17 protein-coding genes are annotated in these 14,676 nt (G+C 70.0%); 5 read left to right on the forward strand and 12 right to left on the reverse strand.

Annotated features, from left to right (window positions below):
* The 4 genes from BB334_RS17555 to tsaE all read right to left on the reverse strand — a co-directional run.
* Positions 1-874 (reverse strand): class I tRNA ligase family protein (locus BB334_RS17555; protein WP_158014391.1); only part of this gene is annotated, 874 nt, incomplete at its 3' end.
* A 14-nt stretch (positions 875-888) separates the two neighbouring features.
* The gene (locus BB334_RS08580; protein ID WP_068807164.1) at positions 889-1,851 is read right to left on the reverse strand and encodes a bifunctional riboflavin kinase/FAD synthetase; all 963 of its coding nucleotides are present in this window, start codon (positions 1,849-1,851) and stop codon (positions 889-891) included.
* Positions 1,852-1,913: 62 nt separating this feature from the next.
* Complete coding sequence (locus BB334_RS08585; RefSeq protein WP_068807167.1) at positions 1,914-3,242, reverse strand: N-acetylmuramoyl-L-alanine amidase; 1,329 nt, start codon at positions 3,240-3,242, stop codon at positions 1,914-1,916.
* Positions 3,182-3,712 (reverse strand): tRNA (adenosine(37)-N6)-threonylcarbamoyltransferase complex ATPase subunit type 1 TsaE, encoded by a 531-nt coding sequence (tsaE, locus tag BB334_RS08590; RefSeq protein WP_068807170.1) that lies wholly within the window; start codon positions 3,710-3,712, stop codon positions 3,182-3,184. Before tsaE ends, BB334_RS08585 begins: the two co-directional genes overlap by 61 nt.
* A gap of 12 nt (positions 3,713-3,724) precedes the next feature.
* Here tsaE and queG point away from each other — a divergent pair, with 12 nt between their 5' ends.
* A complete protein-coding gene (gene queG, locus BB334_RS08595; protein ID WP_232756697.1) occupies positions 3,725-4,783 on the forward strand; it encodes a tRNA epoxyqueuosine(34) reductase QueG in 1,059 nt (352 codons plus the stop codon).
* A 77-nt stretch (positions 4,784-4,860) separates the two neighbouring features.
* Entirely contained in the window at positions 4,861-5,061 is a 201-nt protein-coding gene (locus BB334_RS08600) for a SlyX family protein (protein WP_068807173.1), read from the forward strand.
* Positions 5,062-5,066: 5 nt separating this feature from the next.
* Here the strand turns inward: BB334_RS08600 and BB334_RS08605 are convergent, their stop codons facing one another.
* The 5 genes from BB334_RS08605 to BB334_RS08625 all read right to left on the reverse strand — a co-directional run bounded on the left by BB334_RS08605 (position 5,067) and on the right by BB334_RS08625 (position 8,927).
* Complete coding sequence (locus tag BB334_RS08605) at positions 5,067-5,360, reverse strand: cytochrome C oxidase subunit IV family protein (protein WP_068807176.1); 294 nt, start codon at positions 5,358-5,360, stop codon at positions 5,067-5,069.
* Between the two features lie 10 nt (positions 5,361-5,370).
* A complete protein-coding gene (locus tag BB334_RS08610; protein ID WP_068807968.1) occupies positions 5,371-5,898 on the reverse strand; it encodes a cytochrome c oxidase subunit 3 family protein in 528 nt (175 codons plus the stop codon).
* 196 nt (positions 5,899-6,094) lie between these two features.
* Positions 6,095-6,478 (reverse strand): thioredoxin family protein, encoded by a 384-nt coding sequence (locus BB334_RS08615; RefSeq protein ID WP_068807179.1) that lies wholly within the window; start codon positions 6,476-6,478, stop codon positions 6,095-6,097.
* A gap of 16 nt (positions 6,479-6,494) precedes the next feature.
* A complete protein-coding gene (locus tag BB334_RS08620) occupies positions 6,495-8,474 on the reverse strand; it encodes a peptidase U32 family protein (protein WP_068807182.1) in 1,980 nt (659 codons plus the stop codon).
* Positions 8,475-8,525: 51 nt separating this feature from the next.
* Positions 8,526-8,927: a VanZ family protein gene (locus tag BB334_RS08625; RefSeq protein ID WP_408646437.1), complete on the reverse strand. Its 402-nt coding sequence runs from the start codon at positions 8,925-8,927 to the stop codon at positions 8,526-8,528.
* Positions 8,928-9,071: 144 nt separating this feature from the next.
* Here BB334_RS08625 and BB334_RS08630 point away from each other — a divergent pair, with 144 nt between their 5' ends.
* The 3 genes from BB334_RS08630 to BB334_RS08640 all read left to right on the forward strand — a co-directional run bounded on the left by BB334_RS08630 (position 9,072) and on the right by BB334_RS08640 (position 12,484).
* Positions 9,072-10,235, forward strand: a complete 1,164-nt coding sequence (locus BB334_RS08630; protein ID WP_068807185.1) for a PQQ-dependent sugar dehydrogenase — start codon at positions 9,072-9,074, stop codon at positions 10,233-10,235.
* Between the two features lie 183 nt (positions 10,236-10,418).
* On the forward strand, positions 10,419-11,654 hold the full coding sequence (locus tag BB334_RS08635) for a glycosyltransferase family 4 protein (RefSeq protein ID WP_068807188.1): 1,236 nt from the start codon (positions 10,419-10,421) through the stop codon (positions 11,652-11,654).
* Positions 11,651-12,484, forward strand: coding sequence for a UDP-2,3-diacylglucosamine diphosphatase (locus BB334_RS08640; RefSeq protein ID WP_068807191.1), 834 nt, complete (start codon positions 11,651-11,653; stop codon positions 12,482-12,484). Before BB334_RS08635 ends, BB334_RS08640 begins: the two co-directional genes overlap by 4 nt.
* 32 nt (positions 12,485-12,516) lie before the next feature.
* Here BB334_RS08640 and BB334_RS08645 read toward each other — a convergent pair whose 3' ends face one another.
* The 3 genes from BB334_RS08645 to sufT form a co-directional block, all read right to left on the reverse strand.
* A complete protein-coding gene (locus BB334_RS08645; RefSeq protein ID WP_068807193.1) occupies positions 12,517-12,735 on the reverse strand; it encodes a hypothetical protein in 219 nt (72 codons plus the stop codon).
* Complete coding sequence (locus tag BB334_RS08650) at positions 12,732-13,970, reverse strand: MFS transporter (RefSeq protein ID WP_068807196.1); 1,239 nt, start codon at positions 13,968-13,970, stop codon at positions 12,732-12,734. Before BB334_RS08650 ends, BB334_RS08645 begins: the two co-directional genes overlap by 4 nt.
* 130 nt (positions 13,971-14,100) lie before the next feature.
* Positions 14,101-14,673, reverse strand: a complete 573-nt coding sequence (gene sufT, locus BB334_RS08655) for a putative Fe-S cluster assembly protein SufT (protein ID WP_068807199.1) — start codon at positions 14,671-14,673, stop codon at positions 14,101-14,103.
* Positions 14,674-14,676 lie beyond the last annotated feature (3 nt).

Raw genomic sequence — 14,676 nt, forward strand, 5'->3', positions numbered from 1 at the left:
CGACGATCCTGCCCTCGAGCTGGAAACGCTGGAGCGCGGATTCGACCAGCTCCTTTGCCAGCATCAGCAGTCGATCCCCCACGTCGACCAGCGCGTAGTCGAACTCGGGATGGGCGTTCAGCGCCTGGTTGGCGGGGATGGTCCACGGGGTGGTGGTCCAGATCACCGCGGCGGCGGGCTTGTCGAGCTTCGTCAGGCCGAAGGCCTCGGCGAGTTTCCCGCTATGCGCGTCCGATACCGGGAAGGCGACGTCGATCGTCGGCGACTGCTTGTCGGCGTATTCGACCTCGGCCTCGGCCAGCGCCGAGCCGCAGTCGAAACACCAGTTCACCGGTTTGAGGCCCTTGAACACGTAGCCGTTCTTCGTCATCTCGGCCAGCGCGCGGATTTCGTTGGCCTCGTTGGCGAAGTCCATCGTGCGGTAGGGGTTGTCCCACTCGCCGAGCACGCCGAGGCGGATGAAGTCGGCCTTCTGGATCTCGATCTGTTCGGCGGCGTAGGCGCGGCACAGCTCGCGGACCTTGTCGGCGGGCAGGTTCTTGCCGTGGGTGACCTCGACCTTGTGTTCGATCGGCAAGCCGTGGCAGTCCCAGCCCGGGACGTAGGGTGCGTCGAAGCCGGCGAGCGTCTTCGAGCGCACGATGATGTCCTTGAGGATCTTGTTCAGCGCGTGGCCGATGTGCAGGCTGCCGTTGGCGTAGGGCGGGCCGTCGTGGAGCACGAACTTGGGCCGGCCCGCCGAGGCGCCGCGGATCTTCTGGTAGAGCTTTCGCTGCTGCCACTCGGCGATCCAGCCCGGCTCGCGCTTGGGCAGGTTGCCGCGCATCGGGAAGGGGGTGTCGGGCAGGTTGAGCGTCGTGCGGTAGTCGGCCATGGCGGGGGGTTCTTTCAGCCTTGGAGTGAGTTCGGAATGAAATGGTGTGCGGGATGCTGCGCGAACCAGTCGCGTGCCTGCGCGGCGTCGGCGTCGATCTGCGCCTTGAGCGCGTCGAGCGAGGGGAACTTGCGCTCGTCGCGCAGCTTTCGCAGGAAATGGACCCGGATATGGGCGCCGTAGCAGTCGCGCTGCCAGTCGAGCAGATGCACTTCGAGGCGCGTGCGGCCGCTGTCGAATGCGGTGGGACGCACGCCGATGTTGGCCACGCCGGCAACCGGCGTGTCGGCCAGGCCTTCGACGGCGACGGCGTACACGCCGGTGAGTGGCGGCGTCGGGTGCTTCATGTGGATGTTCGCGGTCGGGAAGCCGAGCTGGCGGCCGAGCTTGTCGCCGTGGGCCACGTTGCCCGCGATGCTGTAGGGGCGGCCGAGCAGGCGTCCGGCGTGGTCGAGGTCGCCGCGCGCGAGCGCCGCGCGCACCGCCGAGCTCGACACCCGCTCGCCGTCGAGTTCGAGCGTGGGCATCGCCTCGACGGCGAAGCCGTGGCGTTCGCCTGCGGCGCGCAGCATCGCGAAGTCGCCCGCGCGTCTGGCGCCGAAGCGGAAGTCGTCGCCGATGAACAGATGTCGCACGCCGAGCCCACGGATCAGGATGTGCTCGATGAAGTCGGCCGCCGGCTGGGCGGCGAAACGGGCGTCGAAGCGGCACACGTGAACGCGGTCGACGCCGGACGCCGCGAGCAGCAGGAGTTTCTCGCGCAGCGAGGCGAGGCGGGCAGGCGCGGCGGCGGGAGCGAAGTATTCGCGCGGGTGCGGCTCGAAGGTCAGGACGACCGCCTTCACACCGAGGGCCCGTGCCTTGTCGGTGAGCAGCTTGAGGAGCGCCTGGTGACCGCGATGGACGCCATCGAAGTTGCCGATGGTGAGCACCGCAGGCTGGTCCGCTTGCTCGGGAATCCCGCGAAAAACCTGCATGACCGCCCGGAAAAAGCCGCGATTATAGCGTCAAAGGGGGCGGCTGCGTGCTATGCGGCGTGCTAGTCGAGGCGGGCGATGCGGGTGTTGCCGTTCTGCAGGCCGGTCTCCGCGTAGCGGGTGATGCCGCGCAACAGCGCGCGCGCCATCTTCTCCTGATAGGCGTTGTTGTTGAGCTTGCGCTCCTCGTCCGGGTTGCTGATGAAGGCGGTCTCGACCAGCACCGAGGGAATGTCCGGCGCTTTCAGCACCGCGAAGCCGGCCTGTTCCACCTGCGGCTTGTGCAGGCGGTTGATGTCGCCGATCTCCGCCAGCATCGCGCGCCCCAGCTTGAGGCTGTCGTTGATGGTGGCGGTCTGCGACAGGTCGAGCAGGGTGCGGGCGATGTGGCCGTCCTGCTGGGCGAGGCTCACGCCGCCGACGAGGTCGGCGTCGTTTTCCTTCTGCGCCAGCCAGCGCGCCGCCGAACTCGAGGCGCCGCGCTCGGACAGCACGAAGACGGAGCTGCCGCGCGCCTCGGGGCGCACGAAGGCGTCGGCGTGGATCGATACGAAGAGGTCGGCGCGCACCTGGCGCGCCTTCCGGACGCGCTGGCCGAGCGGCACGAAGTAGTCGCCGTCGCGCGTCAGCACCGCGCGCATGTTGGGTTGGGCGTCGATCTGGCGCTTGAGGCGGCGTGCGATCGACAGCGTCACGTTCTTCTCGTAGCTGCCGGAGGCACCGATCGCGCCCGGGTCCTCGCCGCCGTGGCCGGGATCGAGCACCACGGTGAACAGGCGGTTCACGCCCGGGGCGTGGTTCTGCGGACGGGGGCGGGGCGAGGGGTTGGTGCTCGCGAGCTGGGTCCCGCCGGCGTTGCCTGCTGCCGCCTCGAGCGGCGAACTCTTGCGGATCAGCGCAAGCAAGGGGTCGATCGGCTCGGTCGGGTAGAGGTCGACCACCAGGCGATGACCGTAGCCGGCGAAGGGGTCGAGCGTGAAGACCTGGGGCTCGATGCGGTTCTTCAGGTCCACCACCACCCGCACCACGCCGGGCCGGTTCTGACCCGCGCGGATGCCCTGGATGAAGGGATCGGAAGGCAGTACGCGTGTGGACAGCGACTGCAGCACGCTGTCGAGGCGCACGCCCTCGAGGTCGAGCACGAGGCGGTCGGGATCGGGCACCAGTTCGTGACTGAAGCGCAGCCGCGCCGAGCCTTCCAGCGTGATCCGGGTGTATTCCTCGGAGGGCCACACCCGCACTGCGAGGAGGCTGGGCGCGATGGCGTGCCCGACCGGGCTCAGCAGCAACGCGAGTGAGGCGCCGCCGAACTTCAGCAGGTCGCGCCGGTTCACTCCGGAGCGGACGCCCGCGGGGCGCCCTCCAATGCCTTGTTCATTTCGTTCGCGCATCTCAGCCCCGCTTCCGTATGTCCGAAAATTTCTGCACGGCGTCCCCCCCCCGCGGTGCTCAGGCGCACTTCCAGGTCGGGCTGCGTCAGGTAGGGTGCGGCCTTGTCGGGCCACTCCACCACGCACACACCGTCCCCGGCGAAGTACTCGTCCAAGCCTGCTTCCGGGTACTCTTCCGGCGAATTGAAACGATAAAAATCAAAGTGATATAAGTCTAATCTAGAAAGTACGTAAGGTTCAATCAAGGTGTAGGTCGGACTTTTCACCTTGCCTTCGTGACCAAGTTCACGCAGCAGGCCGCGGGTGAGCGTCGTCTTGCCGCTCCCGAGATCCCCCTGCAGCCAGATTTTCAGTCCGGGAATCAGGATCTTGGCGAGCGCGGCGCCGAGTGCCTCGGTATCGGCCTCGGCCGGCAACTGCACGCGCAGGGTGCCGTCGCTATCATTGGCGGAATGGAGAATTTCGATCATGGCGGGCTCTCGATGAATGCGCTCGAAGACGGTGCCGCCCTGCTGGCGCGCATAAGGCAGTGGGCGGGCGAGTTCGGCTTCGGTGCGGTGGGCGTCGCCGACGTCGGACTCGGCGACGCGGAGGCGGGGCTGGCCGCCTGGCTGGAGGCCGGATATCACGGCGAAATGGATTATATGGCGCGCCATGGCATGAAGCGTGCCCGCCCGGCCGAACTGCTGCCCGGCACCTTGCGGGTGATCAGTTGCCGGCTCGACTACTGGCCCGAGGCCGCCGACCCCCAGGCGACGCTGGCCGGCGGCGAGCGTGCCTTCGTGTCGCGCTATGCACTCGGGCGCGACTACCACAAGGTCCTGCGTGCCCGGCTGCAGAAGCTGGCCGATCGCATCGCCGCCGAGGTCCCCCACAGCTACCGCGTGTTCACCGACTCGGCGCCGGTGCTCGAGGTCGAGCTCGGCAGCCGCAACGGACTCGGCTGGCGCGGCAAGCACACGCTCCTGCTCGAGCGCAATGCCGGTTCGTACTTTTTTCTCGGCGAGATATTCACCGACCTGCCGCTGCCGGTCGATCCCCCGGTCGCACCCCATTGCGGCCGCTGCACCGCCTGCATCGACGCCTGCCCGACCGGGGCGATCGTCGCCCCTTACCGGGTCGACGCCCGGCGCTGCATCTCCTACCTCACGATCGAGCTGCAGGGAGCGATCCCGGAGTCGCTGCGCCCGCTGCTCGGCAACCGCATCTACGGTTGCGACGACTGCCAGCTCGCCTGCCCGTGGAATCGCTTCGCGCGCCTGACGCGCGAGCCCGACTTCGCGCCCCGGCACCGGCTCGACGAGGCGACGCTGGTAGAGCTCTTCGCCTGGTCGGCCGCCGAGTTCGCCGCGCGCACCGCCGGCAGCCCGATCCATCGCATCGGCCACGAGCGCTGGCTGCGCAACATCGCCGTTGCGCTCGGCAACGCACCGTCCTCGCCCGCGGTGCTCGCCGCACTCGCCGCCCGCGCCGACGACGACAGCGCGCTGGTGCGCGAGCACGTGGCGTGGGCGCGTGATCGCCATGCCGGCCCCCGGTGATCGGCCCGCGCCGCACGCGCAGCCGGGCCGTGTCGCGTTCGGGCTAGAATTCGCGCCCCTGTCCGCGGAATGCGACGATGGAACAACGTCTCGAAAAGCTCGAACTGAAAGTGATGTCGGCCGAGGACCAGCTCGATGAACTCAACCGCGTCGTCTGGCGCCAGCAGCAGGAGATCGATCTGCTGCGCCAGCACGTGCGGCTGCTTGCGGAACAGCTGAAGAGCGTGCAGCCGGGCACGCCGCTGCGGCCGGAGGACGAGATCCCGCCGCACTGGTAGGTCGCTTATGCGACCAGCAGGCTGGTGAGGCGCGCGAGTACCGGCCCGAACGCGGTGCTCAGCACCAGCAGGACCGGCATGCCGTAGCAGAACAGCGAGATCGCCAGGCGGATGCGCGGATGCGCCTCGCGCAACTCGAGGAAATGGTCGCACACCAGGCGCAGCTTGAGCGCCATCACCGCCGCCACTGCGGTGGCGAGGGCGAGTTCCGTTTCGCCGCGGCCGGCCAGCGCCGCGCTTGCGAGTGTCAGTGCCACCAGCAGCAGCCAGGTGAGGTCGAGCTTTCGTGTCGGCTTCATCCCGTCCTCCTCAGCCCAGCAGGTAGAACAGCGGGAAGATCATCAGCCAGATGATGTCGGTCGCGTGCCAGTAGCAGGCGAAGGCCTCGAGGCCGGAATGCTCGCCCGCGTCGTAGGCGCCGGTGGCGGTGCGCAGCATCACCCAGAGCATGCCGAGCAGGCCCCAGAAGACGTGGATCAGGTGGTTGAAGCTCAGGTAGTAGTAGGTGACGATGAACACCCCGGCGTCGCCGTTCAGCCCGTTGGCGAGGTTCCAGCGCACCTCGAAGAGCTTGATCACCGGATATGCGAGCCCGAAGGCGAAGGCGCCGAACAGCCAGCGCAGGCTGCGTCGCGACGCGCCCTGCCGCATCGCGTGCAGCGCATGCGCGACGCACCAGCCGCTGGTCAGCAGCATCAGGGTGTAGCCGGTGCCGGCGAGCAGCGACAGCCGCGCCGGCCCTTCGGCGAAGGCCTCCGGGTGATGCGCGCGGGCGACGAAATACACCGCGAACATCAGCGCGAACTCGGTGACCTCGCAGAAGATGCCGACCCACATCGCCTTGTTGCCCGGGATGCGGCCGCTCGCCGGCGGCGGTGAGCGCCGGGCGGGCAGCGGTGGGGCGGGAAGAATGGCGGTAGGCGGCATGGCAGGATGGTGGGCTCCGTGTCGGGATTTTTCCAGCCTAGCCCGCCGGGACGCGCGGCGCCTTGACGCGCGCCAATTGCGGCGGCGCCGATCCGCCTGCGCGGGCTCAGCGCGCGAGCCGGGTGCCGAGTTCGCGTACTGCCTCGGGGATGCCCGAGGCGGGGTCGGAGCGTTCCATCAGTGCTTCGAGCAGCCGTGCCACCACACCCTCGTGAGGCAGTGCGCTGCCGAAATGCAGCGCCGCGCCCTTGCGGTACACCGCCAGGCAGGGGAAGTCCTCGACGTCGATGTCGCCCACCAGCCCGGCGTCGTCCTCGATGTCCGCCCAGGCGAACAGGGCACCCGGCCGGCTGGCGGCGATGCGCTCGAGCACCGGTCGGAAGTCGCGGCAGGTGCCGCACCAGTCGGCGCACAGGGCGAGCACGACGAGCGGCGCGCTCGCGAGGCGCTCATGCCCGGGCAGGTCGGTGGCGGGAATCAGGAGGGCCATGGCCGGTCGCCCCCGTTCAGCGCATAGCGGCAGGGCTGGCCGCCTCGCCCGTCCGCTTGGAAAAGAAGCTCACCTTCTGCGCCACCACCGCCTCGCGCATCTTCGCGATGTGCGGCCGCATCGCGCCCACCACGTGCATCTCGCAGCGCTTGCAGTCGAAGCGCAGGGTCAGCGTCTCGCCGCCATTGACGAGTTGCATCGGGTCGGGGCGGATGCCCTTCACTTCCTTGGGGCAGAGGTTGAAGCTGTAGCGCAGGCAGTGCTTGGTGATCATCAGCGAGACCTCGTCGGTCTCCAGGTTCTCCTCGTAGGCGGCGTCGATGAGCTTGACGCCGTGCTTCGTGTAGAAGGCGCGTGCCCTGCCGTTGAGCACGTTGGCGAGGTAGCTCAGCGCGTCCTGCGGGTAGGGCACGGGCGGCTCCACGGCGACGGCGCGCGGCGGTCGCGGGTGCGCCGCGCGCCGCGCGGCCTCGAGGCTTTCCACGGCCTCGCGGCGCAGCGCGTTGAGCTGGGCGGCCGGCAGGAAGGGCGCGGCCGGCAGCTCGAGGACGATCTCGCCCGGCGCGAACATGGTGTTGCCGAGCTTGGCGAGCTGCTCGCGGATCGACGCCAGCGCGCGCTCGGCGTGCTGCGCGGGCTCGAAGGGCACGACCAGGCGCGCGCTCGCGCTGACGCCGTCCTCGTCGCGGAGGCTGAGCGCGAAGCCGTCCCCGGTGGCGAGGAAGCGGGCGTCGACCCGCACGCGGCGCTCGGCCGACTTCTTCTCGAGCGCGCGCTCGAACGCGTGGTCGTGGTTGCGGAACACCGAGGTGCCGGGCACGAGGTCGACAGGCAGTGGCTCGGCGGGGAACACGCGGTCGATGCCCTCGCCGCCGCCGTCGGGCTCGGCGCGGTTGACCCGCAGGCCGGTGAGTTCGCCCCTGGGGCCGTACCAGGTGAGGCCGTCGCCATTGTGGATCGGGCTGGTGCGCTCGATGTCGAAGAACCTGCGCCCCGTGGTGTCTATCCTCGTTACCCGGCCGATCGCCTCGCCGACGAACTTGGGCGACTCGAATGCCTCGATGCCGTGCTGGCGCTCGTTGGCGAAGTAGTCGGTGTAGCCGCGGTTGAAGGTCTTCTCCGCCTGCGGGGTGAATAGGAAGGTGGTGCGCCCGCTCGAGGCGCGGCGATAGCGCGGGCCCTCGGCATCGGGGAACTCGATGATCTCGTCGAGCAGGCCCCGGTAGTGGGCGGTGATGTTCTTGACGTAGGCCATGTCCTTGTAGCGGCCCTCGATCTTGAACGAACTCACCCCCGCGGCGGCCAGCGCGCGCAGGTTGGCGCTCTGATTGTTGTCCTTCATCGACAGCATGTGCTGGTTGCCGGCGACGGTGTTGCCGTCCTTGTCCTTGAGGTCGTAGGGCAGGCGGCAGGCCTGGGAGCATTCGCCGCGGTTCGCGCTGCGCCCGGTGTGTGCATGGCTGATGTAGCACTGGCCCGAAAAGGCCACGCACAGCGCGCCGTGCACGAAATATTCGAGATTGCAGTCGGTGGCCTGCGCGATCTCCCTTACCTGCTGCAGGCTCAGCTCGCGCGCCAGCACGATCTGCGAGAAGCCCACGTCCTGCAGGAAGCGGGCCTTGCTCGCGTCGCGGATGTCGGTCTGGGTGCTGGCGTGGAGCTGGATCGGCGGCAGGTCGAGCTCGAGCAGGCCCATGTCCTGCACGATCAGCGCGTCGGCGCCGGCCTCGTAGACGTCCCACGCGAGGCGCCGGGCGGCGTCGAGCTCGTGGTCGTGCAGGATGGTGTTGAGGGCGACGAAAACCTTGGCGTGATAGCGGTGGGCGTGGGCAGCGAGGCGGGCGATGTCGGCGACGGCGTTCTCCGCCGCCGCGCGCGCGCCGAAGCCGGGGCCGCCGAGATAAACGGCGTCCGCGCCATGGTTGATCGCCTCGATGCCGATGTCGGCGCTCTTGGCGGGGGCGAGGAGTTCGAGATAATGACGGCCGTGGCTCATGGGGTGGAAGTGGCGCAAGCGCTTGATCGGAAAGGGCGCAATGATAGCGCTTCAGCGGCGCTTGCGGCGTCGCAGCAGCACGAAGGCGGTGACCGCCGCGACGCCGACGGCGTCGGCCAGCCAGTCGAGCGGATCGCCGTAGCGGTAAGCGGTCATCGACTGCGCGAGCTCCATCGTCACGCCGTAGAGCAGCAGCCCGCCGGCGACCCGCAGCGGCTGCGCGGGCCAGGCCGCCAGCCCGAGCAGGGCGAGGGCGGCGAAGAGCAGGGCGTGTTCGATCTTGTCCTGCCAGTCGAGCAGACGCACCATCTCGGGCACCGGCATCAACGCCAGCCAGAAGGCGGCGGCGAGCGCGAGCAGGAAGGCGAGGCGGAGCAGGGGGCGGAAGGAGAAGGAGGCTGTGCGCTTGGGCATGTCGGTGTCGTGGTTCGGCAGGGTGATTGGCGGCGGCATGCGCCCCCCGCCGCCAGGGTTGCCCTGCGGGACGGGCGTGGCGCGGCGATGAACCGCGGCGTGAGACGATTGTCTCCGAGGTACGAGTCACCGAGGTAAGCGGCAATGACGCCGGAAACGAAAGATCCACCAAGGGAGGTTCCGATGAAATCGTCCGTTCGTCTGCGCTGGGCCACGCTCCTGGTCGCCGCGTCGCTGATCCTTGGCGCCGGGCTGCCGTCGGCGCGTGCCGCGGACCGCATTGTGCGCACCGAGGCCGGCGCGGTCAAAATCACCGAGGTCGCGCGCGGCCTCGAAAACCCCTGGTCACTCGCCTTCCTGCCCGACGGGCGGATGCTGGTGACCGAGCGCCCCGGGCGCCTGCGCATCGTCTCGCCCGACGGCCGCGTGTCGGCGCCGGTGTCCGGCGTACCCGAGGTGCATGCGCGCGGGCAGGGGGGCCTGCTCGACGTGGTGCTCAGCCCCACGTTCGCCAGCGACCGGACGGTCTTCCTCTCGTACGCGCAGCCGGCCGGCGGCGGCGCGCGTACCGCGGTGGCCCGCGCGCGGCTCGATGCCGAGGCGCTGCGGCTCGACGAGGTGGAGGTGATCTTCGCCCAGAAGGATTCGCCCCCGGGCAGCCACCACTGGGGCTCGCGGCTGGTGTTCGGGCGCGACGGCAACCTGTTCGTGACCCTCGGCGACCGCTTCCACCATCGTGACCGCGCGCAGGATCTGGACAGCCACCTCGGCAAGATCGTGCGCATCCGGCCCGATGGCAGCGTGCCGGACGACAATCCCCTAGTGAATCGCGCCGGCGCGCTGCCCGAGATCTGGTCCTACGGCCACCGCAACGTGCAGGGCGCGACCCTGCATCCGGCCAGCGGCGAGCTGTGGGCGCACGAGCACGGCCCGCAGGGCGGGGACGAGGTTAACCGGGCGCTGGCCGGGCGTAACTACGGCTGGCCGGTGATCACCCACGGCCGCGAGTACGTCGTCGGCACCCGCATCGGCGAGGGCACCGAGCGCGCCGATGTCGAGCCGCCGGTCATGCAATGGACGCCGTCGATCGCGCCCTCGGGCATGGCCTTCTACACCGGCGAGGCCTTCCCGCAGTGGCAGGGCAACCTCTTCGTCGGCGCGCTGAAGTTTCGCCTGCTCGCCCGCCTCGTCCTGGAGGACGGCAAGGTGGTGCACGAGGAGCGCCTGCTTACCGACTTCGGCAGGCGCATTCGCGACGTGCGCCAGGGACCGGACGGCCACCTCTGGTTGCTCGAGGAAAGCGAGGGCAGCCTGCTGCGGCTGGACCCGATCCAGGCCGCCATGTAGATCTGCAGCCCCTGCGCGATCGCGTCGGTCGTGCCGGCGGGGCGGCCGCGATCGCCCTGGGGGCAGGGCTCTTACAGAGGGGGCGTCGGTCGCCGCTGCGATGCGCGCCGCGTGAGGTGGCGTCATCCGGCGGACATGCGGGTGTAACCGGGATGTCGCTTTCGCGGCCTAAGCTGCGGCGCCATGAGAGCGATCGACTTCACCACCGAAGAGCTGTGTCTCGAGCCGCGCCTGCGCATCGCGCTGGTCACCGAAACCTGGGCGCCGGAAGTCAACGGCGTGGCCATGACGCTCAGGCGGATGGTCGACGGCCTCATCCGCCGCGGCCACCGGGTGCAGCTGATACGGCCGCGCCAGGCCGCCAACGAGCAGGCGCTGCACGGCGGCGAACTCGAGGAACTGCTGTCGCAGGGATGGAAGCTGCCGCGCTACGACGGCCTGCGCTTCGGCCTGCCCGCACGTTCCGCGCTGGTGCGCGCATGGACGCGGCAGCGCCCGGATCTGGTCCACGTCGCCACCGAGGGGCCGCTCGGCTGGACTGCGGTTTCGGCCGCGGTGAAGCTGCGCCTGCCGGTGACCTCGGACTTCCACACCAATTTCGACCACTACAGCGCCCACTACGGCGTCGGCTGGCTGCGGCAGCCGGTCAGCGCCTACCTGCGCCGTTTCCACAACCGCACCGCCGAGACCTATGTGCCGACGCGCGAGATGGCCGCGGCACTCGCCGCCCAGGGCTACCGCAAGCTGGAGGTGATCGCGCGCGGGGTCGATACCGCGCTGTATTCGCCCGCGCGGCGCAGCGGAGCGCTGCGCCGCAGCTGGGGCCTCGAGGAAGGCGGCCTCGCGGTGGTCAGCGTCGGCAGGCTGGCGCCGGAGAAGAACCTGCCGCTGACGCTGCGGGCGTTTGACGCGATCCGTGCGCGCCGCCCCGACGCGCGCCTGGTGATGGTGGGTGACGGGCCGCTGCGCGAGCAGATTGCGCGCGAGCATCCCGCGGTGGTCCTCGCCGGCATGCGCGGCGGCGAGGACCTCGCAGCGCACTACGCGTCGGCCGATCTCTTCCTCTTTCCCAGCCTCAGCGAGACCTTCGGCAACGTCACCCTCGAGGCCATGGCGAGCGGCGTGTGTCCGGTCGCCTACGACTATGCGGCTGCGGCCGAGGTCATCGTCGATGGCGACAACGGCCTGAGCGCGCCCTGTGGTAACGAGGCGACCTTCATCGACAAGGCGCTGCGCGCAGCCGGCGATGACGGCCTGCGCCGCCGGCTCGGCGCGCGCGCCCGCGTCAGCGCCGAGGGGCTCGACTGGGAGACCATCAACGACCAGTTCGCCGCCGCGCTGATCCGCGTGTGGAGCGGGAGCAACGCCTTCGCCACCATCCCGGCGGCGGGACCGAAGCGCGCCGGGAGCGGCCGATGAATCGGGTGCGCGCGGTCTTCATTTCCGACGTCCACCTCGGCACCCGCGCGAGCCAGGCCGAGCGCCTGCTCGACTTCCTGCGCGAGCATCCCTCCGAGTACCTGTACATGCTGGGCGACATCGTCGATTTCTGGGCGATGAGCCGCAGCATCCAGTGGGCGCCGGCGCACAACACCGTGGTTCAGAAAGTGTTGCGGCGCGCGCGCCAGGGCGACAAGGTGTTCTTCATCCCGGGCAACCACGACGAGGCGCTGCGCGAGTACGTCGGCCATGCCTTCGGCGACATCCGGGTGGAGAAGGAGTGGGTGCATCGCGGGGTGGACGGCCGCCGCTACTGGCTGATCCACGGCGACGGATACGACCAGGTGACGCGCCATCACCGCTGGGTCGCGGTGCTCGGCGACGCCGCATACAACTTCCTCGTGCGCATCAACCTGGTGCTGTCCTGGATCCGCCGGCGGCTGCGCCGGCCGGGCTACTGGTCGCTCGCCGGCTATGCCAAGCAGAAGGTGAAGAAGGCGGTCAGCTTCATCTTCGATTTCGAAGATGCGGTCGCCCGCGCCACCCGCCAGCGCGGGCTCGACGGCGTGATCTGCGGTCACATCCACTGGGCGACCGACCGCCGCATCGGCGACGTGCGTTATCTCAACTGCGGCGACTGGGTCGATTCCTGCAGCGCGATCGTCGAGCATTTCGACGGGCGCATCGAGGTCGTGCAGTGGGGGGTGAGGGCCGGCGGGCGGACGGCGCGCGACGAGGTCCAGGCCTTGCCTGCGCCGGTCGAGGAGTTGCCTGCGAGCGTAGCGGTCGAGGAACTCGCCGGTCGCTGAACGTGATCCGGTCCGCGGCTGCGTGCGGCCGCTCAGTGCCCGGGGTCGACGCCGTCGTCGCGCATCAGCGCGAGCGCGAGGCGGATGCCGATCACCGCGTTGGCGAGGGCGAAGCCAGCGACCACGAGCGCGGCCAGCGGCAACAACGGGTAGCTGCGCAGCACCCAGGCGAGCACCGAGGAGAGCAGGTTCAGCGCCACCATCAGCCAGAAGGCGGGGTTGCGCGGCTGCCACAGGCGGGCGAACTTCATCGCGCCTCGGGGGCGGCGGGCGCCAGCCCGAAATGCCCACGCCGTACGATCATCCACACCAGCACGGCGAGGCCCGCCTCGAGCGCGCCGACGAGGATGAACACCGGTTTGTAGGGCGCCTCGGAGAAGCGCTGGAAGAGGGCGAGCAGCGCGCCGCTGAGCAGCGGGCCGGCGGCGAAACCGAGGGAGCCCGCCATGTTGAAGGCGGCGAGCGCGCTCGCGCGGCAGTCGGCGCCGCCGTACTGAGCGGCGAGCAACAGCGAGGGCGCGTACATCAGCGCCGCGATCACCCCGCCGCCGGCCATCACGAGGACGAAGCGCTCGGGCGGCACGAAGCCGAGCGTGGCGAGGAAGACGCCGTACAGGATGCTGCCCGCGACCATCATCGCCAGCGGGTCGATCCGCCGGCAAAGGTGGCCGGCGGGCCAGGTCAGCAGCGAGAAGGGCACGAGGAAGGCGGCCATCGCGGCGCCGATTGCGCGCGCGTCGAAGCCGAGCACGCTGCCGAGGTAGAGCACCAGGGTGGAGATGATGAAGCCCACGGTGAGGCGATCGACGAAGGAGAAGGCGAGCGGGATCGCCAGCCCGCGGCGGCTGCGCAGGGTGCGCACGATCTCGCCGGCCGGCAGGCGGGCGCGACGCTGGTCGCCGTCGCGCAGGCCGAACAGGGCGAGCGCGGCCATCGACAGCGACAGCACGCCGCCGGCGCGCGGCACCCACAAGGGGTCGATGCCGCCGAGCCAGCCGCCGAGCGGCGCGCCCGCGGCGACGCCGAGGCTGATCGCCGCCCCCACCGCGCCCATCTTCGCACCGAGCTGGTGGTGGGCGGCCTGGTCGGCGCCGAGCGCCATCAGCAGCGACAGCGAGGCCATGTGGCAGAAGCCCTCGAGCATGCGCAGCGCGAGCACGCCGCCGTAGGCGTCCGCGGCTTCGAGCGCGTGGGCGATCGCGAGCAGGGCGAGGCCGTTGGCGGCGAGCGCCACCACTGCGAGCGGCTTGCGTCGGCCGAGGCGGTCGGAGAGCAGGCCGGCGAGCGGGGCGCCGATCAGCGCGCCGAGCATGTTGACCGACATGAACAGGTGACTCTGGAACTCGCCGAGTGCGGCGAAGCGGCCGAGGGTGAGCTCGGGCAGCACCGGCACCATCCCGGTGACCGGCAGCATCAGGCAGAACAGCAGGAACAGCGGCAACCAGCCGGTGAGGCGGGGCAGCGGCGGAGCGGCGGCGGGGTCCATGCAGGGCGCGGAGTAGGCGTGAAGCGGCGATGATACAGGGCTTCGGCGTCGCGGCGGTCGCCGCTGCTACGGGGTGCGGGTAGGCGCGGCGATCGACGCGATCGGACCGGTGACGCGGCTTTCGCAGTCGCTACAGCAGGCCCATCTCGAGCCGCGCGGCCTCGCTCATCATCTCGCGGCTCCAGGGCGGGTCCCACACCAGGTCCACGGTCGCCGCCTCGACACCCGGGATCTTCAGCAGCTTGTCGCGCGCCTCGTCCGCAATCAGCGTGCCCATGCCGCAGCCGGGGGCGGTCAGCGTCATCTTCACCGCGAGCCGGAAACCGCCTTCGGGCAGCGGCTCGGCGGTGCAGGCGTAGACCAGACCGAGGTTGACGATGTCGATCGGGATCTCGGGGTCGAAGCAGGTGGCGAGCTGGGCCCAGGCCATCTTCTCGATCTCCTCGGCGGTCTCCGCGGCCTCGCCGACCGCCGGCATCGCCAGCGCCTCGGGCTGCGGCTCAAGGCCGAGGGCGTCGGCGTTGCGCTCGTCCACCCGGTACAGGTTGCCGCCGCACATCACGGTGATCGAGCCGCCCAGGCGCTGGGTGACGAGCACGTGGCTGCCCTCCTCCAGGGTCTCGGGCCTGCCCCAGGGCACACTGACCGCAGCGAGCTCGCGGCTCAGCACGCGGGTGTCGGTTTCGCCGTAGCGTTCTCCCATGGT

Origin of the sequence: Thauera phenolivorans (genome assembly GCF_001696715.1) — a bacterium.
Taxonomy (GTDB): Bacteria; Pseudomonadota; Gammaproteobacteria; order Burkholderiales; family Rhodocyclaceae; genus Thauera; species Thauera phenolivorans.